Source organism: Paenibacillus sp. FSL L8-0708, from assembly GCF_038009325.1.
Lineage (GTDB): Bacteria > Bacillota > Bacilli > Paenibacillales > Paenibacillaceae > Paenibacillus_AQ > Paenibacillus_AQ odorifer.
This window is the reverse complement of sequence record NZ_JBBPBC010000001.1, coordinates 2752759-2777770: the sequence shown is the minus strand read 5'-3', so window position 1 is coordinate 2777770 and position 25012 is coordinate 2752759. Positions and strand designations below refer to the sequence as shown.

Below are 25012 nucleotides of genomic sequence, written 5' to 3'. Positions count from 1 at the left end.
AGGGCAAAAAAGAAACAAAAAACACTTAATATCGTATGATATAAATCAAAAAAGTTTCCTGCAATTGTAATATTTTCAATTTGTCTGTGGACTATTACTCTTCAAATCAGATAATCAAATGCTTGACTATGATTGGATGTGAAGATGTTATGGGTAAGAAATGATCAAAAAACTCACCACCCTACGATTGTTAGTCGCAAGGTGGTTGCAAGTATTTTTTTTGAATTTGTTCTATGACTTTACAAGAAGCGAGTTTAACTGTACCGCCTCTTCCTTTTTTTATGTTTATTAATGAATCTAAAGCTTGAATAAAATAGCCATGACCTAATTCTTACGTTCTAATAACGTATAGGTGAAACTAATTTCTTTGTTGTTTTTTTTCATAACTAGCGTGCATATTATCTAGAATATTTTCAAGATGCAAGAGTATCATCTATTGATAAAACAATAAACGTGCCAGCATATTGAAATATAGGAAATCACTCCTCAGTATACTTCATGTTTGATATAGAAGTGACAAAATATCGGCTGCCTCTTCGTCGACTAATTCTTGTTTTTCACGTTCAGTTGGGTTAAAGGCTAATCTTTTAAGATCAGCTTCCATCTCCGATAATACAGATTTCGGTAGATTTATAACCAACTTTACAAGTATTGAATATTTCCAACAGTCATCATCAGAAGCGAAAATTTTCCTGAGATGAGGAACTAATTCCCTGCCTAACGGAAGCAGCAACTTCCCAATTTCTTTTGTAGTAGGCCAATTTGCATCTGCAGTCCACTCTAATAAATCAGGAATAATCGGTTTAATTAAATTTGTATCTAATGCTTTTAATTTATTTACTGACTCGATATCCATTTTATCTTTCGGGATTAATCTTTTGATCTCCATCTTTATCCTCCTACAGCGAATATGAAGAAAAGTCTATTGAAATAACTAGCCGCGGTTCCATCCTTAAGCCTGAATTTTTTTTAACACTTCCTTAGCAGCTATATCAACTTCTAATTCCCTATCTAATGTAGTTGGGGTTTCAACAATTTTGATTAAACTGACTTCTAGTTCAATAAGAACTCCAATAGGAAACTGAGGCAATAAATATTCTAAAACATTTAATTTCCAATCACTTTCCTCCCCTTCGAATATCCTATTGATGAAAGGAATAAGTTCCTTATTAAAATTAAGTAATAACTCCACAACATCTTCAAATATAGGAAAATTCCTATCCTTTAAATATATCGATAACCCTTCAATCAGATCTAAAAGATCATTTTTATTTAATTGCTTTAATTTTTTAATACTCTCATAATCCATTTTACTTAGAGGTAAATTCCCCATAATTGATTTCCCTCCCTTTTTGGTAAAAAATTCATTTTTTCAATCAAATCTAAAACTATTTATTGAACTTGGACTGGAACTGATATTTTCATTAGTATTTCTGTTAAATAGTATGGATCATTATTAGCATTTGTTTTTGAGTTCATCCAAAGTTGGTGTTCATATGGATCTTTTGCGGAAATAAGGTAGTGTTTAGGATTTATTGGCATCTTTTTCTACTAAAAACACTTCCTCTTTCTTCACTGCCTCTACCGTTGTCATAGCCGCTTTATTATTGTTGGCCATAATATAAGTAAAAAAGGAGAGCACGTTTTCATCAGTTACTGGCCTTGGAGTTAACTGATACAGAAGATCTGTAAATAATTGTTCCTTCTTTAACTCGATTTTCATTGGCTGAGTCAACCACTAAACTTGTTGCCACAATGGTCCCCGCTATTTGGGTTAACCCCTTAATTATCGATCCAGAAGAACTTCCTGGAAAAGGTAGCAACTTCATTTCTTAATATGACTACTCCAGCCAAAGCTACTTTTGTTTCTTTTTCTTTGTTATAAATATTTACAAGTTGAGCAGTTGATTTATTAGGATATTTATCTTTGATTCTATCTGGTACATAAATACTATCAAGATTAGTACATCCTTTAGAATGTGAAAAATTTCCCATCGGCTGATTCACAATAATTCCCCGTCGGGTCAGTATATATCAACGGGTTATTATGCACATAAATATAAAGGTTCTGACTCAGCGGATTATCAATCTCCCCTTCATACGTATCCTCATTTAAAAACCGCCCCATACTCGGATCATAATACCTAGCCCGTGTATTTTTAGAAAAGAGCCTTGACATCCGGTTCGGACATTGCATAATACCTTCAGCAGGTCGATTTGTGTCTGATATGGACCTTGGTACTTTTCATTATTTTCATATACATGTAACAATTGAATATGGAGATCATAAATTTCTTTGTATGTCATAATAATACCCCTCAGGAGTTAAAAAGATAATTTTCTGAACATGCTTTTTTTATGTTCATTTAGCCCAACTACTTGAATTAACAAAAAAGCAACTCCCTTGTTGGCAATTCGCTTTTAAAACACTCTATAGTGAATCTTTAGTTATTATCTAAGATCCTAGCGCTTTGCCTTATAAAACTCATGATACAGCTTCATGAGCGCTCGCTTCTCAATCCGTGACACATAGCTGCGACTTATAACAAGCTCCTTGGCAATCTCCCTCTGCGTCCGCTCTTCTCCACCCGTATCTAAGCCAAACCGCCCAACCACAACCTCTTTTTCCCGGTCATCCAGAATATCAAGGTTGCGGTAAATTTTGCTCTTCTCAATCTTAAGATCGACTTCTTTAATGACATCGTCGGCTTCGGAGCCAAGGATATCGATAAGTGTAATTTCATTACCTTGCTTGTCTGTCCCAATTGGATCGTGCAGAGATACATCTTTACGAGTCTTCTTCAAGGATCTTAGGTGCATCAGAATTTCGTTTTCAATACAACGGGCAGCAAAAGTGGCCAGTTTTGTCCCTTTGTTCGGGCGATAGCTCTCAATGGCTTTGATCAGGCCAATGGTGCCGATGGAGATTAAATCCTCCATGTCTTCTCCGGTATTATCGAATTTTTTGAGGTTATGAGCAATTAATTGTTTAAGCATCCTTTAACTCAAAATATTTCGTCATCACCAATCAGTTAAATCTAATTCGCGCTTACATACATCACACTGCACTTTCACAGCTATGCCAATACTTGTTGGGACAAAAACATAAGCAAATTTTGAATGATCTACATCTTTTGCAATACACGTATCCCATTTATTTATTTCCTTTTCCATTTCTTTAGTGATATTAAATACTAGCACGGTTGTTTCCGCTTGGCGCATTGGCTTGTACAGTTGCTTTCGAAGGTGTCCGACGTAAATACGACCAGAATCTTCAGAAATAGTATCACTTTTCATTATACGTTCTATGTCATCAATGTATTTAGCAAAATCACGTGCATTCAGATAAAAACCATAGCTGCGCCTCAATCCTCGGTAGTGACGCAAAAAAGCATCTCTTGCTTCTTTGTCAGAGTACCCTAGCACATATAATTCTCTTATGACTCCTTGAACATAATTCCTACTGCTTCTTCGACTCTTACTCATAGTGGATACCTCTCTTTAATTTTCAGATAATAGATTATCTATCTTAAAAAAATTTAATACATTATATCTAGATTTAATAGGTATGAATAAATTCGAACTATGCATTCCGTCGAAGGAGTTTGAAAATTATTTCGGTTGTTTGCTTTTTAAAATAGTATCTTTTACGTCCATCCTTCATGATGAGCGTAAAATCAGCTTCAATGCCATTACTTTTCAGAACTTTCCAAAGTCTTTTCTCACCTATATGAAGTACTCTCATAAGATCCTGAAAAGTAATACCTCTTTCGGTGGACAACTTCTCTTTTATGTTTTTTAAACAGATATCAATTTCTTCTTCAATGTAAAAATTGTTTGTTAACTTTCGATCATCAGATATGCGAATTGGATGTAATATTCCGTCTAAGGTGAATTGGATAAGATCAACAACTTTCAGAAAATTCACAGATTGCTTGATTAAAACCTCATGAAAAGATACCACATTGTCCGGTTTAGAAGGTACCCTCTGACCTAAACAGTTATTTACGAGTTCGTTTAATTGGGTTCGATCGATGATTTTTGATTGACTATAATTCGAATGAACATCAAGCAATTTTGCTTCAATTAGCTTGTTAATTGTTGAAGAATGTAATCCGACTAAAAGGGCGGCTTCTTTTTTTGTAATCATTAGTGATTCTTTGACAAGAAAAACATGAAGAGAATTGGATTCTACAAAGTAACCTTTTCTTTCTCCGTTGGAAGTCTGATTAAGATGTATTTCATTGTTATTACTTAAGTTCGAGATTTTCCCATATGTCATTCTAGTAAGGTTTTTCACTTCTTCTCTCCTCAGAAATTTTCGATTTAAAAGCAGTTCCGGATTTTTTTTAAAAACTGAAAAATCTTTACGAACTACACCATTGTTTAGTTTATTCAGAAAAAATTCCTGATACGTTTCTTTTATCAGATTGTATGATTCGTTGTTGAAGATCACTTCATATCTTTTTAATTTTTCATAAAGTTCTTTTTTTGAGTTACGTACTATGAATTCATCCAATATTTCATAATAGTTTTTTGGAAATTCATCATACATCCACATGGCATTGGCAAAAGTTAGTGCAATTAACCTACTATCTTTTTTTGTATTTGAACGATTATAAAAACTATTTATGGAACTTACAGACGTTCCGAGATGATCTAGCCCGCCTGAAATAATATGATAACTTCTCAGCATCAGTTCAATATAATCTACAAGATTACAATTCGAAGCATTAAGCTCTCCTTTGTCTTGTAATATATTGGATAGTTGCATTTGGTATTTATTGAATAGTTTACTCTCTTGATTTTGTGGCGAAGTATTAATATAAGCAAAAAAACATTTATCACAAAAACCATTAAAAAATGATTTCATTGAGATTTTTGATTTACAATTCGGACAATCATCCTGCAATACAACTGCATGATGAGGACAAACACTAATTAGTAACGATATCCATAGCTCTCTATGATAATAAGATTCTTTTATGCATAGGGGACAATATTTGATTCTATTAAGTAAAAACAAACTAGTATAATATTTTTTCTTATCTAGTAGAGTCGAGAGTTGATTTTTACCTGTATAAAAAAATTGCTCATCTTTATTTATTAATTTGGCTAAGAGTACTTTTGAATCTACCGTAAAAAAATTATTTTTCGCTTGGGAATTTGTAATCTTCAACAATGATAGTAAAGGAATGGGGGAATGAAAACCATTTAATCTTAACAATCTGAAGAAGTATCCAGAAATACTTTCGTCTGCAAAATGAATAGGACGTATAGGTAAAATCATTTCAATCTACCTCTTCGATTTTTCATCTTTTTTTTAACTTGCTCTATTAAATTAAAGTAGTCTTTTGTGTCATACATATATGATTCATTCACTAATAAGTTCCCTATGCATAAAAATCCATTTTGAAGTTGGAGCAGTATATAGTCTGCATCTGTCGGATCAAAATAGATAGGAATAGACCATACTTCCACCTTTGCTGCTTTAGAAAACCACTGTTCTCGAAGGGCTACACTACATGTATAGAATTTATCCTTATAAAAGATTCCATTTTCAGTAACCTCTGCAGTATCTCGTAAAAGGAGATCACTCAATAAATTCAATTTGTACACCTCTCTTCTGATTATTACTAGTATCATTGCCTAGTAATCTAGTTAATATACATAGTATAAATAGTATTATATTAAAAAACTATTTATACACCCATGTATGGAGTGTTTCGCCTTGTCTACACTTTAGTAGAGGTGGGATAAGTGGCAGATGAGGTATTGAAATTACTGGGGCGACGCATCAGAGATCTACGAAAAGAACGAGGATTGACGCAGGAGCAGCTGGCAGAATTAGCAGGATTTAATTATACGTATATTGGTGCAGTTGAACGCGCTGAAAATAACATTACAACATTGAATCTTCAGAAGATTGCTGTAGCATTAAATGTTGGAGTTTATGAATTATTTGAATACACTAAAACGAAACGAAAATCTATTGGTAAATCCCAGGATATTGATGAAATTATTAAACTATTATTGACCCTTAATACAAAGGAGATTAGGAAAGCTAAGAATATTCTAAACGAGTTATTCGGACCATAATTGACACAGGATTCCGATTTATTGTCCTTAATTTTTGCTTTTATTTTTTCAATCAACTCAAAAAGTTAAAAAATACCATATATACCAAATAGAATAAACAAATAAAACTAAATTAATAGATAGCATGTAATGATAACGCCTTTTGCGCGTTAGTTTTTAAAAAATATAATATTAGGCTAAATATCTTAACTAATTCATTGATATTAAAAACCACGACTCATTCATAATAATAATCGGCATTACTTTTATTGCTCTACCGTGCTCAGTTAAAAAGATGAAGATTGAGTTATCGATTAATTATATTTATCCATTCTTCTGGATAAGGTTTCTGAATCATAATTTCTTCGATTTCCTCAACGGTTAATTGAGCTTGCTGCAAAGTATTTGCTATATTATTCTGGATGGCTAAAAAACCCCCATATCGACTGCAAAAACCAGTCTCTAACTTAATTCCACATTCTGTCAATGGCAAACCACTTCTGAATAACTTACACATAACCTTTATTGCCATATTTAACTTTGCTCGTGTTTGTTCCTTTTTATAAGTTTCTTTTAATTGAAGTTTCTTACCCGAATACCACTCCCTAAGATCAGGCATATTATCACCAATCCATCTTTTTCCTCTTCCAAGCTTCGTATACCAGTCTTTGTCACTAATTGTTATTTGGTCCAGTTCTAACTGAATAACAATCAATTTCGCTTTTTCCCAAATCAATGTCACTTCAGATTCCAGAGATTTGACTTTAGATCGTTCTTGCTTCTCTTCCTTAACTCTCAACTCTAGATGTTTCTTATTTACATATGGTCGAACAAAGAACGCTTGCACCTCCGGATGCCACTGATGATAAAGATATTCACGTTTGTTCCAATTAAATAATTTTTTTGTTAGATGACTCTTACATCCTTTCATCTCAGCTATTTTTTGGAAATATGGTAAAGGTTCTAGATCTTGCATATCTCTCTTATAATAACTTATAACATGCTCATTCACTAACTGATACTGTACTAAGTATGCTGCATAAAGAGAAACTCTATATTGATCTATTCCAAGCGCTTTTGCTATTTGGCTAATTTTAAAACCAGCATTTAATAATGGTACACATTTATAAAATGCTACGCTAATAACTTCTCCTTTCTCTACCCAAACGCCTGAATCATTATATCCATATTTTAAGGAACAGTGCCTGCACATGTGAGCACTTCTCAATAGTTCATAGTTGGAATGAAAAGACCTTCCCTTATGGAATAGCGAGATCATACCAGCGGCAGTTCTGTATGATTTACACCATGGAGAAAGACAAGGCCCTACTTTTTCACTATTAAAAATACTCTTTAAATAGCTATCAGGTACCATAGTCTCATAAAAAAACTCAGTTCTCACTCCTAGAGTCCGAAGAGCATGGCGAAGAAATGGTAGTGTAATTGCATGCTGTTCTTTTTGTCCATTCACATACCTTAATAACTCGCTTCTGCGCTTACTCTTAAGAGTAATATGTAGGCGGTTATACATCGGTTCGAGGCCCTGAGCTATAAACAGCAGTTTGGCACACACGTAACGGCCTTTAGTCAATGACTTCGTCTTGTGATGAATTGTAAACTTATTGCTCAACATAAAATTCCATTCCGAATATAAGGTAGTTTGTTCCTGCATCTCTATTGCATCAGTACTATAGTGTATTTTCTGGGCCAGTGAGCTTTGGCAACTTGGACACTTTCCTTCTGCAAGTCCATCTGCAACATATGGAATAGGTGATTTACAAACCGGACAAGAATCTTCTAAATAACAACTGTGTTTCAAGCATAGCTTTAACTCATTAACCTGCCATAACAAAGGGTAGTATGTTTGTTCAGCAAGACAACAGGGACAAAAACGGCGCCTTTTTTTTTCGACTAAATTCCCAAAAAAATCTTGAGGCCTTACATCGTTTTCTTCGACAAAAGAAATTATCAAATTATAAAAAGTTGCGGAACGTATATGCTCCGCGCTGTTGTTCATATGCCCACATATCTTTTTTATATCGAGTGCATTTGAAGAGTATAAATCCACACGATATGCAGCTCTCCTTTGATGTCCATAACACTTCCACACTACACTAACGCTTGTGTAGTAGGCCTTGGCAATTCTCATTAAAAAAGAGGATAGGCTTTCATCATCAAACAACTTAGGTCTGATACATAGTTGTCTATGGTCCCTCATAAATAATCACCTTTCACAGTTAATATTCAATATTTTTTCCATATCATCCACAGCGTAACTACCAATTATATTAGCCTGTGCCTGTATCAGAATATCTCCGTTTATATTTTTAAGAATTGAGAAATCATGAAAATCATCATTAAATACGCCAACTAAATCCATTGACTCTCGAAGAATTGGTTTTATCCATCCTACAAGCCCACCTGTTATCTCAAAAATTAATGGGCCGAAAGAGCTATTTGGATTAGACCATTCCAGTGACCTGCCTAAATCTGGTGGTAATGCGAGTTGTTCCTCTACCGACATTAAAAAATCAAAGAAGTCTTTATTACATGCTGTGAAATGATCAAGTACAGTTTTCGGATATCGACGCTGATGCTGTGTATTAAGTGTTCTTAAAATTTCAATAGCGTGTGTTCCAATGCAGACAAGACAAACATCAGCGGAATTAGCGATATCTTTAATATTCTCCATTACTGCTTTTTGTTGAACATATGTTGATGCTAAGAGATAATCCATTTCATCTATAACCAGCATTTCGACTTCTAAACTCTTCATAAGAGAAAATGCTTGATTTTTTATCCGATCGACATCTAGATTTGATAACGGGAAGTCTTTATCGATACTCTTCAGAATACTGTTGTAAAAGCCTTTATAAGTAAAGGGTACTGGTAGTGTCATATACAATACCGGTCGCGTATCATATTGACCACCATCTTTGTCAAACTTGGTGATAATAGGATTACGACGAAGATATTTTTTTGCACATTGTGTTTTCCCTGCGCCAGAATACCCCTCAATGAACAAGTTTATAGGAGAATCGTCGCTATTATTTCCCGCGCGCTTAATCTTCCTGTTTCGATCTAGCCTACTCCAGATCCTTTTAACTTCAGGATGTTCAACATAAAGATTTGTCACTTTGTTTTGAAAGTCTTCATAGATAGTAGGTAAATTCGCCACAAAATTATCCTCCTTCTTTTTAAGTAGAATTATTTCCTCAAGAAATTGTCTATAAACACCAATGCTTCTCATATAAGGTTTCTTTAGTATTCTAGTTTTTATATAGATACTTTACTTGAATAAGTAAAGCGATTAAAAACCAACCTTAGGAACCTTGTATTAAAATATTAAAGCTAATAACCCTTCATTAGGGTTATTTTTTATTTCCGCTCCTTCTCAGTATTTAACTTCAAAACTAGCTGTTGAACTTTAGATATAGGTTCTTGAGATTTAGCAAAATCCCCAGTTTTGTTTCCGACTTGGAGATCAAATCCCTGCTTTAAAGCCCGTCGCCTTGCCGATGTATTGGTAGAAACCATTTGATTATATTTCTCACGTATCTTCAACTTTCCCTTGCTAACAAGAGCTGAACCAGGAATCTGTTGTTTAGTTATTTCTCCTTCAGCGATGAGATTTTTACGTACTTTTGCATATAATCTTCTACTCATCCCCTGAATAGCTTCAGCTGGTGGACTAATTGCAGGAACCTCAATGTAAAGCATAGATTTGGGATCTAACAAGAAGATTTTAGATATATCGTCATCATCAAATTTTATTTTACAGTTCTTTTTTTGCTTCTTGCTAATAAACCTAGTTGTCTCTGGTGAACCATACTTTACATTATCTAATCTAATGCCATCTTGACGATATGATCTCATATCGGTTGGTAGAAGTTGCAGTTTATAATACGGTTCATCTTCCTCTGAAATAAATGGTAAACTTCCCATTGTATCCATGGCTGTATACAGTCTTGCTACTGGGGTATCACACTCGATTGGAAGACCTTCATGGGGTTTGTGGTGGTATACATCTGTGATGTAATGAACTAACAATTCCCTTAAATTATCTAAAGTTAAAATAGATTCCAACCTAGCTTCTTCTTTGGTATCTTTATCTGTGTCATTCTTTTCTCGAGTGCCTAACAATTGGTTCAAAAAGGATGTGTTAACCGTCCCAAAATACCTTTCGATTACTCCGCCAAAACGTGGAGTAGCAATTGGACGATATCTTGGTTCAGCCCCCAACACATCTTCAATCATACTTTTCACATAAGTACTCGTAAAATCAGAGCCGTTATCCATAAAAATCACTGTTGGAAACCCATGCATTTCCCAATCGTTAATTGTCCCATACTTTTCCTTTGCATTTTTAAAACAAATACCATTTAACAAAGTACGCATTACTTTTTGACCTGATGGCTCGTTGAAAGATAAATTGAAGCCCCAAACCATCCGAGTAAACACACATATACCTAGAGTTAACCATGGTTCGCCTAATTCCGCACCTGTTTCAGGATCAATTAAGGTAATTGGTAACCTAGCATGATCTAACTCAATTACATGCAGAGGAGCCATAGCAAATTGATTAGATGCTTTTTCTTTTATTAACTTTGGGTCTGCAATATCTCCTTTATTGATACGTTCCATTACGTATTTATCTATCCGGTCAACAATTTTATACACCGTGTCGTACTCAAGGGGCTTTAGTCCAACCGCTGTACATGCAATCTCAATATTTTCATGGAGTAAGTTAACTTTACGCCGCTTCTTAACTATGAATTTTTCCAATTCCCGTTTTAGAATTGGTACATACTCAGTAGGTAACCTTATAAAAATCGTATCCAGAATGAGTTCGGATTTTTTAGGATGCGCGAGTGGAATGGCTATCTCACCTACACGATTATGTGTGTTTAGATGGGCTTTGGAGACGAGTCCTTCTATTCCATGATGTTCTCGTTCTGTTTCTGATTTATTAAAAGCTGCAAGTAAACGGAAAATTTGTCTAGCAGAATAATCGTGTTTAGCTGCAACTCGCTCAACAAGTTCCTTTTTACCCAGTCTATCCAGCTTTTCTCCTTTGTTGAGATAACACTGAAATTTTTCATAAAATGTCTGCGCGGCATACAAATTACCTGACATCACATCATCATAGATTAAGATTGGTTCAATAATTGATTTTTTTTTAATTGCTAGAGCTTTTCGCTTTTCTGGTAAAGTATCTAACAGATCTCTCATATTATTCTCAGTTTCTATGGATGTTAAAGATGACTTCCTATCATTTTTTTTAACCTTAAATGTTGGGTCAGAAATGAGAGACAGGTGATTCATTCTTATAATTTTTTTATCCCCATCATCCTTAAAAAAAAGTACTGAAGGATATTCAAAATCATAAACATAAAATTTAGAACCACACCACTCAAACGTATCATCTATACATAACCTCATAGTTTTCAAAGGATGTCACCCTCCATATTAAAGTAAGGCAATAAATATTGAGATAAATTACCATTAGAAACTTTACTGAATAAATCTAGTGGCTGTAGCAAATCCACTTTTAATTCACCTAAAAAGATCAGATGGTAAATTAATGGAATTATGTCCCTAACATTTACCTTTGCAATAAAGCTCTTAGCAAGATATTCAATAGTGGGGTCTTTAAAATAAGCTACTTTCTTCATAATTTCATGGATATATATGTTGTAGTACTCTCTCTGTTGCTTGTAATGCATAATTAGCTGTATGTTTCTTTTCACTGTCTCGGGAAGTAACTTTGGTCTCACAACAGAATAGCCCCATCCTTCCTTAATACAATAGTTCATACATGCACTATAAAGATGTGGTTGTTGTTCTACAAAGATATCGCCACCTTTTATTTGGTACAAATGAGGAGGATTTCCTTGCCTGAAAACTAATGTATCAGGCACATGCCCTTTTTTTTCCAATTCAAATCGAGAATTCATCACTTGGTATGGGACCCAAACAGGTTGTGGATAGTATCTAACTGTTAAAGGATCCAACTCCAACAAATAATAAAACAAGCATTCCCCCCACAAAGACTCGTAGGGAATATGCCGTTCCATTTTCCGGCTAGGTATTGACCCAATAATATGAGGAAAATTTCGGCTCCCTTTATTATTGACTTTTCGCTTTGGTGAATAAAGTTCATCCTCTTTCCTCCATGTTTTTTTGCTCAGCCAGTCCAAAGGCTAACCCTCCCCATCATAAAAAATGACATTTCTAACTCCATCTTTCGTTGGCTCATAACCTCAATTATTTCCAAAGGAGAATATGGTTAAACTAGTACAGTGAGATGTTTGAATAAATAAAAAAAGCCTGAACCAATAAAGGTTCAGGCGATGACAAATCATATTCATATATGGTGACAAATTAATCTCCAAGTAATGACAAAACTAATTACAACAGACACTTGCTTTTAGTAGCTATGCTAGTCACAGTTCTAGTTTACCCGCAACGACTATACCCGCAATTGCCACAAGTCTTACAGCCCTCAATATTAATCAGCGAGGCGCTGCCGCAGGATGGGCAAAGGTCACGGGAAGCCGTGGCATGGTTATGTCCATGATGACCACCATGTCCATCTTCCGTAGCTGACGGAACGCTCGATTTCAACTCCGCATTTAATGCTTCATTGAAATCCTCCAGCTCCAAAGTTGCCGCAATCGGAGCAGGTACATGATCATCATGAGCATTGTTCAGCACATGTGATTCCAGTGCCTTAGCTACAGCGTCAGCAATGGATTCAACACGGTTCGCGCCGAAGCCGATAGCACCTGATCCGCCAATGCCTTTCAGATGTTTAATCAACAGCTCCACTTTCTCACCATGATCTCCGTAACGGAGGAACAAGGAGCAGACGCGGCCTAATGCTTCTGCCATAGCAAATACGTCAGAACCTGCTTTACCTACATTCAGGAAGATTTCAGCCGGTATTCCATCAAGGTCATTGATCGTAATATATGCCATCCCAAATGGTGTGTTGATTTTATAGGTAGCGCCGCGCAGAACCTGCGGACGTTTTTTGTATTGTTTATCCGCCTCTTTTGTAGTCACTTGAGGCGCTGGACTTGCTGCTACAACACTTGTACTCGCTTCTACAGTAGTTGTAGCTTCTTCTGCCGCAACCGGAGCGGCTTCTTTTTTGTCTTCCTTCTTCGTGGTTTCCAGAACTTGAACGTCACGACTTCCATCGCGGTAGATCGTAACACCCTTACAACCTAGATCAAAGGCCATTTCATATAGCTCAGCCGTCTCCTCAACCGTAAAGTCAGACGGGCAGTTCGCTGTTTTGGAAATAGAGCTATCTACCCAGCGTTGGATCGCTGCTTGCGCACGAATATGATCTTTAGCTGACAGATCCATCGAAGTTACAAAGTAGTCAGGCAGCTCTTCACCCGGATGAGCCTCCAGCCACTCTTGAGCGATTGGAACAAACTGTTCATCATAGCCAAGACGACTTTGACGGAAATATTTGAAGGCAAAATAAGGCTCAATTCCCGTAGAAGTACCTACCATTGTACCTGTACTACCTGTAGGTGCTTGTGTAATAACTGTAACGTTACGCATACCATGTTCACGAATCGCTTCGCCAACCTCTGGATACGCTTCGACTATATTTTTCATAAAGCCGCTCATTAGATATTTCTCAGTATCAAAAGCTAGGAAGGAACCCTTCTCTCCAGCAATTTCTGCCGAAGCAAGGTAGGCTTCACGAGCCATAAAGCCGTATAGCTTGTCCAGAAACTCCAACGATTCCGGGCTGCCGTAACGGATGTTCAATTTAATCATCAGCTCCGCCAATCCCATGGTTCCGAGACCCACGCGGCGTTCCTTTTTCTGATTCGCTTCATTTTCCGGGAAATGATAAGGTGTTTTATCAATTACATTGTCCAGAAAACGGACTGAATAACGGGTTGTAGTCGCAAGATCTTCCCAATCTACATCATGATTTTTCTCATCGTAGAACTTGGACAGGTTCACCGCAGACAGATTGCAGACTCCCCAGCCTGGCAGGCCTTGCTCTCCACAAGGATTTGTACAAATAATCGGGTTGAAATACCAGCTGTTAGACATCTGGTTATAGTATTCCATGAACACGACGCCTGGCTCAGCGGATTTCCATGCCGATTCAATGATCGTACGCCACACGTCACGCGCTTTTACGGTGCGATAATGGATAACGTTTTTGCCGGCAGCTTTCCACTTGTCGAGATCGCCATCCCATATTTCGTTATATTCAGGATCGGTTGTATCCGGGAATACGAGATCCCAGTCCAGATCTTCTTTTACAGCCTTCATAAAACCATTGCTCACACATACCGAAAGGTTAGCATTAGTGACTTGGCCCATCGTTTGCTTCACAGTAATGAAGTCCTCAACATCGGGATGCCAGTCATTAATCATCAGCATGAGCGCACCACGACGGCTGCCGCCTTGCTCAATAAGCCCCGTAGTATAACTAAACAAACCGCCCCAAGAAACGGAACCACTGGATGAACCATTAACCCCTCTAACAATCGCACGACGAGGACGCAATGAAGACAGGTTAATGCCTACACCGCCACCACGGGCCATAATCTCCGTCATTTCAGACAATGTCTGCATGATGCCGCCACGGCTGTCTTTTGGAGAAGGGATTACATAACAGTTGAACAATGTTAATTCTTCACTAGCACCTGCACCAGCCGCAATACGTCCACCCGGCACAAGCTTCCAATCATCCAGGATTGAACGGAATTTGCCCGCCCATTCTGCTTGAAGCTCAGGTGTCTTCTCTACAGAAGCCATCGCTGTGGATAGACGGTCCCACATTTCCTCAGGAGTTTTTTCTATATTAAGGGTCAACTTTTCAACATCCGATTTCACAAGTTCGCCACTGCGCGTCTTTACAGTTACGATTCGACCACTGCGCTCCACAATTTCTCCGACTTCCTTAGTTGGAAACTTCGGATCATCTTTGGTCAGCACCAATACAACATCGCCTACTTTAGCATTGTTGCTGTCTGCATCCTTCCAAGCATAACGATCCAAAAATATTTTTTCACTTAGCCCTTCAAGGCGTTGCTTACGTTCCACTTTACTCAATAAAAAAACCTCCCGCATGTGTAGTAGATATTAGTTTCCGGTCCAAGGTATGGGCCCACAACAAAAACTCCCTTACCATCCTCCACTGCTTAACAGGTGTATGTAGGAAGCTCATCTTGTCAATAACAAATACCAGCTAAGCACTCTATAAAAAATACATTTTCAAGCTTTTGTCACAATATATTGTGTGCGTCAGCTTTTAAACTATACCACATATTGTATCGAAGGTCTTATTCGAAAATAGAGTCAAGTTGCCGAATTATCGCAAACGTTGCTGCTTTTTCTCGCTCTTGCTCTCTTTTTTAAAGGCTATCGTGAAAAATAGGAGGTTATGAATTCTCTCGTTTACGAGCATACTACTCTTACGAATGGTGATATAAATCCGAGCTTGAGGAGGCTGCATTATGACGCAATTATTCCGTAATTCTCTACCCCAGCAAGGGGGAACACCCGCGCCGATACTGCCTGTTCCTCTTTCTTTTGACCGGAATTGGTTGCAAGATCTGGAGCTCAAATTGGAAAAGGGCGGCCCATGGGGAGACTACCGTTTATCTAAGCTTGCCGTACAAGGAGAGGAAACAGGTCTAGTAACGAGCTTCGATGAGCTGCAATGTATGAAGCATTTATCCGGCTTGTCCCCTCTTCCCCATCAGCTGGATACAGCGCATAAGGTTCTGTTCGAAATGTCAGGCCGCGCGATTCTTGCAGATGAGGTTGGACTGGGCAAGACCATTGAAGCAGGACTGGTGCTCAAAGAATATCTCGTACGCGGTCTTGTCTCCAAAGTGCTTATTCTCGTACCTGCTTCTCTAGTATTGCAATGGGTTCGTGAGCTGAATGCGAAATTCGGCATCACTGCTGTCGCTCAGAAAAAAGCCTATTCTTGGGGCAACGCCATAGTCGTCGCATCGATGGATACCGCCAAACGAGATCCTCATAAGGAAATCTTGCTGGAAAATGAATACGATATGTTGATCATTGATGAGGCTCACAAGCTGAAGAATAAAAAATCGACCAATTATCTATTTGTACAGCAATTACGCAAAAAATATTGCCTGCTGCTCACCGCGACTCCCGTTCAGAATGATCTGGGCGAACTCTTTAATCTGATCACTATACTGAAGCCGGGGCAACTTGGAAATCAGGGCGATTTTGCCTCGAATTTCGTGGTTGATAAACGCCAGCCCAAAAATGAAGGTCAACTGCGGGACGAGCTTTCGAAGGTCATGATCCGCAATCGCCGTGGTGAAGGTCCAGTTAATTTCACGAAACGAAAAGTCCGTAATATTCCCTTAGTTCTCTCCCAAGAAGAGAAAGATTTGTATAACAGTGTTACTTCCTTTGTCAAAGACCAGTATCAGGAATCCGGCGGCAATCTTAGCAGCATGCTTTCTCTGGTAACCCTTCAACGTGAGGTGTGCAGCAGCCGGGATGCCGTCTTTATCACTTTAGTTAATTTGATCAAAAAGCTGCCTGCGGATTCCCCAAAAAGAGACCGGATGATGGAGCTGCTACAGACCCTCCGTACCGTTAAAACAAACACTAAAGCTGAAACAACCTTAGCCCTCATTCAAGAAATGAATGAAAAGGTCATCGTTTTCACGGAATATCGAGCAACTCAAGAGTATTTACTACAGTATTTCCGTGAACATGGGCTGATGTGTGTCTCTTATTCCGGCGGAATGAACCGTGGAAAAAAAGATTGGATGATGGATCTTTTCCGCGGCCGGGCCCAAGTTATGATTGCAACGGAAGCCGGTGGTGAAGGAATTAACCTGCAATTTTGCCACCATATGATCAACTTTGATCTGCCCTGGAATCCCATGCGCGTGGAGCAACGTATCGGCCGTGTCCATCGGTTAGGGCAAGAAAATGACGTAGTGATCTACAACTTGTCTACGCAAGGCACGATTGAAGAACATATCCTGCATCTGCTGCATGAAAAAATCAATATGTTTGAAATGGTGATTGGCGGGCTGGATGTAATCCTGGAACGTTTTGAAAAGAAGGAATCGCTGGAGAAAAGTTTATACAAAATCATGCTCGAATCCCGCTCCGACGAAGAATTGCGGCATGAGCTGGACCATATTGGTGAATCCCTCAGTGAATTGACACAGGGTATTAAAAAAGAAAGTGGGACTGCGACATGACCCTCACCGCACAGGAAGTACGCAAGCATGTGATGGACTATCTTGAAGCCACTGAATGCTCCATCATTGAGGCTTCGCCCCTTCACGTAACTGTGAAATTATCACCTAGAGCTGACAAAATGCTCACCGACCGGCCGTATTATTGGGGATTCGTGGAGCGCACAGGTGTAGATCCTGAGACCCTTTCTTTCACCTTTGTTTTTGATCCGGAAAAATACGACAGTCAAGCTGCAGTAGAGGTTCCCCCTATTGCAAATCGTAGTGCTGGCATTTTGAATCAAGTTGTCACCGGAAGCCTAACTACAGGCGGAACAAACGATGCAGAGGCCAGCGCTGACTTACTCGAATCCGCCTCCCCGGGCTCAGAAACAGTGAATGCTCCATCTACTGACCCGGAGGAAAGTATCCTAGCCCGCTACTTCGGAATTGTGCCGGCACTCCCACGAATTGGGCCAGGAATGATCCGCAGAGAGGATATTATTTACGGAAGCAAGCGATTGCAACAGATTTGGAACGCCGCTCGGGACGAAGGGAAATGCCTTTACTTATTTGAGGACCCGGGCAGCAGGCAGCGAAACACGCTGTTCTCTGCCGCTTACGAGCCATGGCTTAGTGTCTGCTATAAAGTGGAGATGAGCTGCGATTTGAAACGTGAAGAACTCCATTATCTTGGCATCTCCCTAACAAAGGGAACCATCATTGATGACTTTAATGCAAAAGTTTCCACAAAAGAGATGATGCCACGCTTGCCGGAAAATGTGCATATCCAGCCTTATGAAATGACAGTAGCAGCTGCTACCGACTTATTGGAAACTCATCTTACCGCTCAGTTAGCCGAACTGGACTACACTTGGGCAGAACAGGCACGTGAGCGGCTAAGGGTTGAACTGGACATCATTGATGTCTATTATGGAGAGCTGCTGAAGGAGCCTGACGAAGAAAAACGCCTAGCGACTCAAGAGCAGTATAATCGGCGTCGACAAGAGACCATTTGGCAATATGAGCCGCAAATCGCAGTTTCTGCGGTGACCTATGGACTGTTTCATCTGCGGAGCCTATAGAATGCGACCCTACTCGCTAAAAGCAGGCAAAAAAACAAGAGAACTTCCGCCTTCCGGCGCGACAGCAAGCAACAGCCTTTTTATAGCTTGTCCTCTACAATAAAAAGGAAGCTTTTTACTTTCTGATATTTCATAACAAAGAAAGGTGAACGACGCCATGAAAATAAGTGTACGGCGGAGGCTGCTTCTTGCAGGTCAAAGCTGCTTCCTCCTGCTTCTATGCATCGGACTCATCGCAACGAGCTCCGGTTCCTCTTCTGCGCTTGCCGCTTCCAGAGTAAGTGTAGTTGATTCAGTCACACAGGATTTGATACCTGTACTGCAGATGGATATCTTACCTTCACCCGGTACGGTCCAAGAATTTGCCAAGAGTACACTGAACAAGCTCGCAGCAGAAGCTCCATTTACAGCCTGGAAGGACGCAGGAATAGAATATTATCCTCTGGGTCCAGGTACTCATAGCTGGCTTGTCAACGTTATGAAAGGTGAACAGCGGATCGGCTACATGATCATTTCCGCTACGGATCAAGGTGGTTATATGCTTAGCGAATATGGAGCTGGCACTTACGGACTCCCCTATAGTTTATTAGAACTGCGCCAATTTTTGGTGCAGGAAGGACTTATACCTTCATCTTATACAGGAAAAATAAAACTCACAGCCTTATATGCACCACTTCTACCCGTATGGAAAATCGTCATTGACAATAAGACAATATTTATCAATGCTTCCGTGCCGCAAGTTTTACCGTGGACGCTAAGTAAAGCGGAAGAAGTGCTTAAAGGACAGCAGACAGAAACGGATGTAATCACTAACCTAACTACTGATTTGTCTCCGCTTTCGGCCTATCAAAGCGGGGGAACAGATGATCCTTATAAAGATATCATGTGGTTGACCTCCCCAAAACTGCTTGCTGTAGGCGGTGACAATATCGCCACACTGATTCGTCCCAAGGAAAGTATTGCTTATCAAGCCGCTGGCCGAAATGATATCGTAGGGGCACCTTTTATGATTACAGGTTATCAAAACTGGTTGCCTGCTTCGAATAAAACAAAAGCAATAAACAACATGCCTACCGTTTACGCAGCATCAGGGCCAGAAGGAAGACGGTATTTGCCACTCACTGCCTTGCAGGCTATAGGAACACTGCACAAGCTGCCCGACAGAAATATCTATAACTAAACATAACAAATAACCTTCCGCTGCCACCCTCAACAAGGCACTGGAAGGTTATTTGTTATTTGTTATTTGTGAAATTCAATCCTTGTCACTGTGGCTCCATTTGCTTCGCCAGATCGACCAACCAAGCGGAAGCATACCGAACCATTTCTGTGACCACGGCTGCTTTGTAGCCGCTCTACGAGCATGAATGGCACGCGGATCCTCGATATAAACAACTACCTTCTCAGTGATATACTTTACAAGCTCATCGCCGCCGGAAGCCATTTGTAACACCTCCTACATTGTAAGTGAATTAAGATAGCCAGCGTCGTTCCATGCTCTTAGTGTGCACCACCGAGCATATATCTAAACTCTTGTCTCGAATTGTTCGAATAGGTTTACCTATTAAAGCACAATATAACAAAGAATCTAGGGCACGAGGTTATTCACATGCAAGGAGGAGTTCATTTGAACATTGGGAGAAATAAAGCTTATTCCAAGACAGCAGCTGCAATATGCGGCTTGCGTATTACTTTAACCACAGTTGGACTTCTAATGCTGTTTATGGGGAGTGCATATGCTACTGCAACTCCATCCAAACCCGTAGTGAATGATGAACGTCAGCATCTCTTAAGCCACGGCCACCGGATGATCTTAATTGATGCAGGACATGGGGGGATCGACGGAGGAACTTCCTACGGCAACATTCTTGAGAAGGATATTACATTAGATATCTCACGCCGATTATTTCTGCTGCTGCGCAGCGATGGATTTGACGTTGCCTTAAATCGTAATGGAGATTACGCCCCAAGCGATGAGAACCGCTGGCTGCGCAGTAAATCCCGGCATCTGCGCGACCTCGCTCAGCGTAAAGAGCTGGCTGAGACATTACCAGCTACTGTAGTGGTCAGCATCCATGTTAACTGGGCACCTTCACCATCCAAGCATGGACCACTTGTATTATATCGCCAAGAAGGCCGCAGCTTTATTCTTGCCCAGACCATTCAGCAACAATTAAACAGTCTCTATAATATCCAGGCTGAGACAAGACCAGGTAAACCTTTTTATTTACTCAACAAAATAACCGCCACAACCGTAATTGTTGAGGCGGGTTTTGTAAGCAGTCCGACAGATCGCGAAAAGCTGTGCACCCCTAAAGGGCAACAAGAAATTGCTGAAGCAATTGCTGGCGGCATAGTAGCTTATCTTATGGAAGTGTAGGATTCGAGTTCCATTTCATTTCGTTTTTAACGAGATCAGAAATGCCTATAAATTCAACATCATCTTTTATTTGCTCCACACCGCTGCGGATGCCTGCGGCGGTTTCTTTTCCATATACACCAACATGACCAATGGTTACGCAGAATCGTTGATCCTTCGCCAGATTATTTACTAGACCCATTTGTTTCAGCACATGATTAGCTGTGTGTGTATCATCCAAAAAGATATGGTTCTCTACGCGCGGCAGCCCCATTCGATAAGCCATATTGCCAGCAACAGAACGGTAGTTGGTTTTACTGTCCACAAAAAACAATCCCCGCTCTTTGCATACGGATAAGATCACACCCATAATCCGTTCGTCCCCAGTAATTTTAGAGCCCATGTGGTTGTTTATACCGATAGCATAGGGCACATTATCGAGCGCTGCCTCCACCTTTTGACGCACTTCCTCATCAGACATCTTAGCCAGTATAGCTCCGGGTCCAAGCCATTTAGGATTCCCTTGGCGGGGCTCCATCGGCAAATGGACCAGAACATCATCTCCGCGTTCATGCGCGCGTGTGGCATCCTTCACAGATGTAGGCAAAAAGGGCATAACCGCCACAGTAAGCTTTATTGGCAAAGAAAACATTTCATCCGTCCCCTTCATGCCATTGCCGAAATCGTCAATAATAATTACGACCTTATTACGTTGAGATGTCTTCTCTTCACTTGGTGTGTTTGTAGGGTTGTCTCTGGACTCGGCAGCTGAAACAGACGGTGCCATGGGAGCGATTAAAGTAACCATTAAAGCAGCAACAGCAATCCAAATTAGTAAATAACGATTAAACTTTCGACTGTCCTTCATCAAGAGGAACGCCTCCTTCGTCTTAAACAATTGTTCTCATTGTTTGGTTCACGAAGGTTAAATATGTACGGGGAGGGTTCGCAATAATTTACAATAGGGCTTTTTCTATTGTCCCCGCGCGTCTGCGGCAAGAATTGCTTCCAGCACATCCACAGCTTGAACTTCAAAGGGCATATTCCAGACGGGGCTATCCTCAGAACAGCTAGCTTCCGCCACCATCACCAATGGATCAATATCCTTACTAGTAATTCCAAGATCGTTGAGAGTAACGGGAAGACCGATTTTTTTGCAGAAACCAATCACCTGATCAATCTCTTCATATGGTGCTTTCTCCAGTACAAGCTGAACGATCGTAGCAAAAGCAACCTTTTCACCATGAAGAGTATTCCTGCATTCCTCATGCAGCGTCAATCCATTATGAATCGCATGCGCCGCAGCAAGTCCTCCACTTTCAAACCCAATGCCACTCAAGTAAATATTGGCTTCAATGATATGTTCCACCGCAGGAGAGGTGATGCCTTGCTTAATATCTTTTAATGCCGTTTCACCCTCTGCAAGAAGGGTATCCAGACAGGCACGAGCTAATGAAAGGGCTGCAATTGTGCTAGTCCCACCTGCGTGTGTAATAGCCCCAGATTCTCGACAAGCTCTTGCTTCGTAAAAAGTGGACAAAGCATCACCCATTCCGGCAACAAGCAATCTTGCAGGAGCTTTAGCAATGATATCGACGTCTACGATAACCAGATCGGGATTTCTTTTTAGTGGAAGATAACAGTCAAAGTCTCCCTCATCCGTATACAACACTGATAAAGCACTGCAAGGTGCATCCGTTGAAGCCACTGTGGGTACAATAACTACCGGGAGGTTACTCATGTGGCTTACTGCTTTTGCCGTATCTAAAGTCTTGCCACCACCAATTCCTATAATGACTTCCGCATCCTTCAAGCCAAGTGCTGCAACTATCTCATTAACCTGATTACGGCTACACTCGCCCTTGAATTCACACATCACTAGTGGCATTTCGTTCATTTCAAAACTGTATGTGATCTCATTTTTGTACACAGAGAAAATATAAGGATCAATAATGGCATAAGCTCTTGTCGCTCCAAGCTGCAAACAATAATCTCCCAGCTTACGAATTTCACCATGTCCTTGTATATATTTAGTCGGTGAGCAGATGATCTGCGTCATGGTTCACTCCTCCTTTTATTTACATTCATATTAGAAGGATTAACCACATTCAGCTATTAAAAAGATCCCTTTAACCACCAGCTTAAATGAATCCACCATTCACACGGATCGTTTGCCCTGTAACCCACTGTGATTCTTTACTGGCTAAGAACAACACAATGCTTGAGATATCCTCAGGCTCACCTAAACGTCCAAAGGAATTCATATTCCCCACGGTCGCAATCTCTTCCGCTGATTTCCCTACGGTAAATAACTCCGTATTCACAGGTCCAGGTGAAACAGCATTGATAGTGATTCCTTTTCGTCCAAATTCTTTGGCCAGCTGACGAGTGATTTGTTCCACTGCTCCCTTAGTTCCTGCATAGACGCTGTAGGTCGGGAACATTTGACCCGTAACGGAAGTTGAAAAATTGATAATCCGTCCGTTATCATTCATATATTTAGCTGCTTGCTGGCAAGCAAAAAAGGTGCCTTTTACATTTATCGCAAACTGCTTGTCGAAATCTTCTTCCGTCATATTTAGTATCGGCTTCGTAATCATAATCCCGGCGTTGTTGACGAGAATGTCGAGTTGTCCATAGGCTTCTAGTGTGGTTTGGAATAATTGTTCAAGTTCTGCCACCTGGCTGATGTCTGCCCGAATAGCGACGGCCTCTCCACCCTTTTGTTTAATACCGGTTACGACTTCCTCGGCTTTGCCGGGGTTACTCGAATAGTTAACGACCACCTTCGTACCCTGTTGTGCCAAGTTCTCCGCAATCTCCCGGCCCATGCCTCTCGATGCACCTGTTACTAATGCTACTTTTCCAGCTAAATTCTGATTCATAATTACTCCTCCTATCACTTTGTCCTTCTTGTTGGTCTGATTATAAATCGATCAATTACAAATTACAAGTGACATTTTTTAATATTTGTCATTTGAATTTATTTTTTCACATATTTCACAACAGTTACTCGATTCAGCCTAATTACGGGATTTATACCGTTCATTCGCCCCTAGTTGCTCAATTCAGACTAATCTACGGGATTTATACCGTTCATTCGCCGCTAGTCGCTCACAATTCAATCATATCTACGGGATTTATACCGTTCATTCGCCGCAAGTCGCTCCACTCAGCCTGATCTACGGGATTTATACCGTTCATTTGCTGCAACTCGCACAATTCAGACTAAACTACGGGATTTATACCGTTCATTTGCTGCAAGTCGCTCCACTCAGCCTGATCTACGGGATTTATACCGTTCATTTGCTGCAACTCGCACAATTCAGACTAAACTACGGGATTTATACCGTTCATTCGCCCCTAGTTGCTCAATTCAGACTAATCAACTGGATTTATACCGTTCATCTGCTGCTAGTCGCTCAATTCAATCAAATCTACGGGATTTATACCGTTCATTTGCTGCAAGTCGCTCCACTCAGCCTGATCTACGGGATTTATACCGTTCATTTGCTGCAACTCGCACAATTCAGACTAAACTACGGGATTTATACCGTTTATCTGCTGCAAGTCGCTCAATTCAGCCTAATCTACGGGATTTATACCTCTTTAAGACACAAAAAAACCTCCTGAATATCAGAAGGTTTTAAGTAGATGTTACAAACAAATTCCGGAAAGGATCAAATCCCAAACGGAGGCGAAATCCTGATCAATCGTAGCCGACTGCCACTCTATAGCATGTGCTGGATGATGATACCGCGAAGTAGCATTAAAAATTGCTCTAGCCGTTACCACTGGTTCAACCACTCTATACTCTTTGGATTGTATGCCTTTCTCAATAATGCCTGCAATTTGCCCAATTAATTGATCTACGTGTAGGGAAATCATATCCACCGCTTCTAAAGTTACAGCTGCGTACATAGCAAACATTTCGGCATCATCCACAGCATAGGTGCGTTTACTACGAATCAGCGTATCCATCCATAATCGGAGCTGCTCTTTGGCATTCCCATCAAAATGCTCTGAAATATTCTTTAAAGGCTCTGAAATATTATACTGCAACCATCTTTCGGTTACGGCTTCTCGCAAAGCAGATTTACTGGAAAAATGTCTATACAACGTACCATGACTTACTTTAAGCACCTTCGCTACATCTACAACAGAAGTCTTGTCCGGGCCAAAACGCCGGAGCACTTGTTCAGCCGCGTCCAAAATGTTTTCTTTTGATAATGGAAGATCATTCGACATATGTATTCCCCTCGCTC

The 25012-nt window shown here is 39.9% G+C and carries 25 protein-coding genes and 1 pseudogene; 6 read left to right on the top strand and 20 right to left on the bottom strand.

Going from position 1 to position 25012, the window contains the following annotated elements; translation table 11 throughout:
- Positions 1 to 496: 496 nt before the first annotated feature.
- From NYE58_RS13055 to NYE58_RS13015, 10 genes and pseudogenes are all read right to left on the bottom strand, one after another.
- Entirely contained in the window at positions 497 to 889 is a 393-nt protein-coding gene (locus NYE58_RS13055) for a DUF5071 domain-containing protein (RefSeq protein WP_076133557.1), read from the bottom strand.
- 63 nt (positions 890 to 952) lie between these two features.
- Positions 953 to 1333, bottom strand: coding sequence for a DUF5071 domain-containing protein (locus NYE58_RS13050; RefSeq protein ID WP_076133558.1), 381 nt, complete (start codon positions 1331 to 1333; stop codon positions 953 to 955).
- A 192-nt stretch (positions 1334 to 1525) separates the two neighbouring features.
- Positions 1526 to 1723 carry a hypothetical protein gene (locus NYE58_RS13045; protein ID WP_076133559.1) on the bottom strand — a complete coding sequence of 66 codons (198 nt, stop codon included), beginning with the start codon at positions 1721 to 1723 and terminating at the stop codon, positions 1526 to 1528.
- 59 nt (positions 1724 to 1782) lie between these two features.
- Positions 1783 to 2007, bottom strand: coding sequence for a hypothetical protein (locus tag NYE58_RS13040; protein WP_143766630.1), 225 nt, complete (start codon positions 2005 to 2007; stop codon positions 1783 to 1785).
- Positions 1973 to 2128, bottom strand: a complete 156-nt coding sequence (locus NYE58_RS37475) for a hypothetical protein (protein WP_179088857.1) — start codon at positions 2126 to 2128, stop codon at positions 1973 to 1975. The genes NYE58_RS13040 and NYE58_RS37475 overlap by 35 nt, the downstream gene beginning before the upstream one ends.
- A complete protein-coding gene (locus NYE58_RS13035; protein WP_076133560.1) occupies positions 2113 to 2307 on the bottom strand; it encodes a hypothetical protein in 195 nt (64 codons plus the stop codon). Before NYE58_RS13035 ends, NYE58_RS37475 begins: the two co-directional genes overlap by 16 nt.
- A 156-nt stretch (positions 2308 to 2463) precedes the next feature.
- A pseudogene (sigK, locus tag NYE58_RS13030) lies at positions 2464 to 2988 on the bottom strand (RNA polymerase sporulation sigma factor SigK); the annotation flags it as partial.
- 33 nt (positions 2989 to 3021) lie between these two features.
- Positions 3022 to 3486 (bottom strand): hypothetical protein, encoded by a 465-nt coding sequence (locus NYE58_RS13025; protein ID WP_076133562.1) that lies wholly within the window; start codon positions 3484 to 3486, stop codon positions 3022 to 3024.
- Positions 3487 to 3583: 97 nt separating this feature from the next.
- Positions 3584 to 5290, bottom strand: a complete 1707-nt coding sequence (locus NYE58_RS13020) for a TniQ family protein (RefSeq protein ID WP_076133563.1) — start codon at positions 5288 to 5290, stop codon at positions 3584 to 3586.
- Complete coding sequence (locus NYE58_RS13015) at positions 5287 to 5610, bottom strand: hypothetical protein (RefSeq protein WP_076133564.1); 324 nt, start codon at positions 5608 to 5610, stop codon at positions 5287 to 5289. The genes NYE58_RS13020 and NYE58_RS13015 overlap by 4 nt, the downstream gene beginning before the upstream one ends.
- A 150-nt stretch (positions 5611 to 5760) precedes the next feature.
- On the opposite strand from NYE58_RS13015, the gene NYE58_RS13010 reads away from it, so the two are divergent.
- A complete protein-coding gene (locus tag NYE58_RS13010) occupies positions 5761 to 6099 on the top strand; it encodes a helix-turn-helix domain-containing protein (RefSeq protein ID WP_076133565.1) in 339 nt (112 codons plus the stop codon).
- 286 nt (positions 6100 to 6385) lie between these two features.
- Here NYE58_RS13010 and NYE58_RS13005 read toward each other — a convergent pair whose 3' ends face one another.
- The 5 genes from NYE58_RS13005 to NYE58_RS12985 all read right to left on the bottom strand — a co-directional run bounded on the left by NYE58_RS13005 (position 6386) and on the right by NYE58_RS12985 (position 15177).
- Complete coding sequence (locus NYE58_RS13005) at positions 6386 to 8296, bottom strand: TniQ family protein (protein ID WP_076133566.1); 1911 nt, start codon at positions 8294 to 8296, stop codon at positions 6386 to 6388.
- Positions 8297 to 8302: 6 nt separating this feature from the next.
- A complete protein-coding gene (locus tag NYE58_RS13000) occupies positions 8303 to 9256 on the bottom strand; it encodes a TniB family NTP-binding protein (RefSeq protein ID WP_076133567.1) in 954 nt (317 codons plus the stop codon).
- A gap of 200 nt (positions 9257 to 9456) precedes the next feature.
- Positions 9457 to 11520: a Mu transposase C-terminal domain-containing protein gene (locus tag NYE58_RS12995; protein WP_256715062.1), complete on the bottom strand. Its 2064-nt coding sequence runs from the start codon at positions 11518 to 11520 to the stop codon at positions 9457 to 9459.
- 5 nt (positions 11521 to 11525) lie between these two features.
- Positions 11526 to 12278: a hypothetical protein gene (locus NYE58_RS12990; protein ID WP_341002015.1), complete on the bottom strand. Its 753-nt coding sequence runs from the start codon at positions 12276 to 12278 to the stop codon at positions 11526 to 11528.
- 259 nt (positions 12279 to 12537) lie between these two features.
- Positions 12538 to 15177, bottom strand: coding sequence for an adenosylcobalamin-dependent ribonucleoside-diphosphate reductase (locus NYE58_RS12985; RefSeq protein WP_438269364.1), 2640 nt, complete (start codon positions 15175 to 15177; stop codon positions 12538 to 12540).
- Between the two features lie 404 nt (positions 15178 to 15581).
- Between NYE58_RS12985 and NYE58_RS12980 the strand changes: the two genes are divergently transcribed.
- From NYE58_RS12980 to NYE58_RS12970, 3 genes are all read left to right on the top strand, one after another.
- Positions 15582 to 17327 carry a DEAD/DEAH box helicase gene (locus NYE58_RS12980; RefSeq protein WP_076129985.1) on the top strand — a complete coding sequence of 582 codons (1746 nt, stop codon included), beginning with the start codon at positions 15582 to 15584 and terminating at the stop codon, positions 17325 to 17327.
- Positions 17324 to 18388, top strand: coding sequence for a YqhG family protein (locus NYE58_RS12975; protein WP_341002014.1), 1065 nt, complete (start codon positions 17324 to 17326; stop codon positions 18386 to 18388). Before NYE58_RS12980 ends, NYE58_RS12975 begins: the two co-directional genes overlap by 4 nt.
- 157 nt (positions 18389 to 18545) lie before the next feature.
- Positions 18546 to 19568: a hypothetical protein gene (locus tag NYE58_RS12970; protein WP_076220063.1), complete on the top strand. Its 1023-nt coding sequence runs from the start codon at positions 18546 to 18548 to the stop codon at positions 19566 to 19568.
- A gap of 75 nt (positions 19569 to 19643) precedes the next feature.
- Here the strand turns inward: NYE58_RS12970 and NYE58_RS12965 are convergent, their stop codons facing one another.
- Positions 19644 to 19832 carry a YqzE family protein gene (locus NYE58_RS12965; protein ID WP_036689445.1) on the bottom strand — a complete coding sequence of 63 codons (189 nt, stop codon included), beginning with the start codon at positions 19830 to 19832 and terminating at the stop codon, positions 19644 to 19646.
- Positions 19833 to 20015: 183 nt separating this feature from the next.
- Between NYE58_RS12965 and NYE58_RS12960 the strand changes: the two genes are divergently transcribed.
- On the top strand, positions 20016 to 20768 hold the full coding sequence (locus NYE58_RS12960; protein WP_254847629.1) for an N-acetylmuramoyl-L-alanine amidase: 753 nt from the start codon (positions 20016 to 20018) through the stop codon (positions 20766 to 20768).
- On the opposite strand, the gene NYE58_RS12955 is transcribed toward NYE58_RS12960, so the two are convergent.
- The 3 genes from NYE58_RS12955 to NYE58_RS12945 all read right to left on the bottom strand — a co-directional run bounded on the left by NYE58_RS12955 (position 20755) and on the right by NYE58_RS12945 (position 23632).
- On the bottom strand, positions 20755 to 21615 hold the full coding sequence (locus tag NYE58_RS12955; RefSeq protein WP_081387580.1) for a divergent polysaccharide deacetylase family protein: 861 nt from the start codon (positions 21613 to 21615) through the stop codon (positions 20755 to 20757). The two genes, NYE58_RS12960 and NYE58_RS12955, sit on opposite strands and share 14 nt — an antisense overlap.
- A gap of 105 nt (positions 21616 to 21720) precedes the next feature.
- Positions 21721 to 22806, bottom strand: coding sequence for a glycerol dehydrogenase (locus tag NYE58_RS12950; RefSeq protein ID WP_076277461.1), 1086 nt, complete (start codon positions 22804 to 22806; stop codon positions 21721 to 21723).
- Between the two features lie 82 nt (positions 22807 to 22888).
- Positions 22889 to 23632, bottom strand: a complete 744-nt coding sequence (locus tag NYE58_RS12945) for an SDR family oxidoreductase (protein ID WP_076277462.1) — start codon at positions 23630 to 23632, stop codon at positions 22889 to 22891.
- 319 nt (positions 23633 to 23951) lie between these two features.
- Between NYE58_RS12945 and NYE58_RS12940 the strand changes: the two genes are divergently transcribed.
- Positions 23952 to 24380, top strand: a complete 429-nt coding sequence (locus NYE58_RS12940; protein WP_341002013.1) for a hypothetical protein — start codon at positions 23952 to 23954, stop codon at positions 24378 to 24380.
- A 24-nt stretch (positions 24381 to 24404) separates the two neighbouring features.
- On the opposite strand, the gene NYE58_RS12935 is transcribed toward NYE58_RS12940, so the two are convergent.
- Complete coding sequence (locus NYE58_RS12935) at positions 24405 to 24995, bottom strand: TetR family transcriptional regulator (protein WP_341002012.1); 591 nt, start codon at positions 24993 to 24995, stop codon at positions 24405 to 24407.
- Positions 24996 to 25012: the final 17 nt, after the last annotated feature.

Coding starts and splice junctions, on each gene's coding strand:
- NYE58_RS13045 (WP_076133559.1), bottom strand. CDS start 1,723: ATGAAAATCGAGTTAAAGAAGGAACAATTATTTACAGATCTTCTGTAT.
- NYE58_RS12935 (WP_341002012.1), bottom strand. CDS start 24,995: ATGTCGAATGATCTTCCATTATCAAAAGAAAACATTTTGGACGCGGCT.
- NYE58_RS13020 (WP_076133563.1), bottom strand. CDS start 5,290: ATGATTTTACCTATACGTCCTATTCATTTTGCAGACGAAAGTATTTCT.
- NYE58_RS12945 (WP_076277462.1), bottom strand. CDS start 23,632: ATGAATCAGAATTTAGCTGGAAAAGTAGCATTAGTAACAGGTGCATCG.
- NYE58_RS13055 (WP_076133557.1), bottom strand. CDS start 889: ATGGAGATCAAAAGATTAATCCCGAAAGATAAAATGGATATCGAGTCA.
- NYE58_RS12955 (WP_081387580.1), bottom strand. CDS start 21,615: ATGAAGGACAGTCGAAAGTTTAATCGTTATTTACTAATTTGGATTGCT.
- NYE58_RS12950 (WP_076277461.1), bottom strand. CDS start 22,806: ATGACGCAGATCATCTGCTCACCGACTAAATATATACAAGGACATGGT.
- NYE58_RS12980 (WP_076129985.1), top strand. CDS start 15,582: ATGACGCAATTATTCCGTAATTCTCTACCCCAGCAAGGGGGAACACCC.
- NYE58_RS13050 (WP_076133558.1), bottom strand. CDS start 1,333: ATGGGGAATTTACCTCTAAGTAAAATGGATTATGAGAGTATTAAAAAA.
- NYE58_RS13005 (WP_076133566.1), bottom strand. CDS start 8,296: ATGAGGGACCATAGACAACTATGTATCAGACCTAAGTTGTTTGATGAT.
- NYE58_RS13035 (WP_076133560.1), bottom strand. CDS start 2,307: ATGACATACAAAGAAATTTATGATCTCCATATTCAATTGTTACATGTA.
- NYE58_RS12970 (WP_076220063.1), top strand. CDS start 18,546: ATGAAAATAAGTGTACGGCGGAGGCTGCTTCTTGCAGGTCAAAGCTGC.
- NYE58_RS37475 (WP_179088857.1), bottom strand. CDS start 2,128: ATGGGGCGGTTTTTAAATGAGGATACGTATGAAGGGGAGATTGATAAT.
- NYE58_RS12975 (WP_341002014.1), top strand. CDS start 17,324: ATGACCCTCACCGCACAGGAAGTACGCAAGCATGTGATGGACTATCTT.
- NYE58_RS13025 (WP_076133562.1), bottom strand. CDS start 3,486: ATGAGTAAGAGTCGAAGAAGCAGTAGGAATTATGTTCAAGGAGTCATA.
- NYE58_RS12965 (WP_036689445.1), bottom strand. CDS start 19,832: ATGGCTTCCGGCGGCGATGAGCTTGTAAAGTATATCACTGAGAAGGTA.
- NYE58_RS12995 (WP_256715062.1), bottom strand. CDS start 11,520: ATGAGGTTATGTATAGATGATACGTTTGAGTGGTGTGGTTCTAAATTT.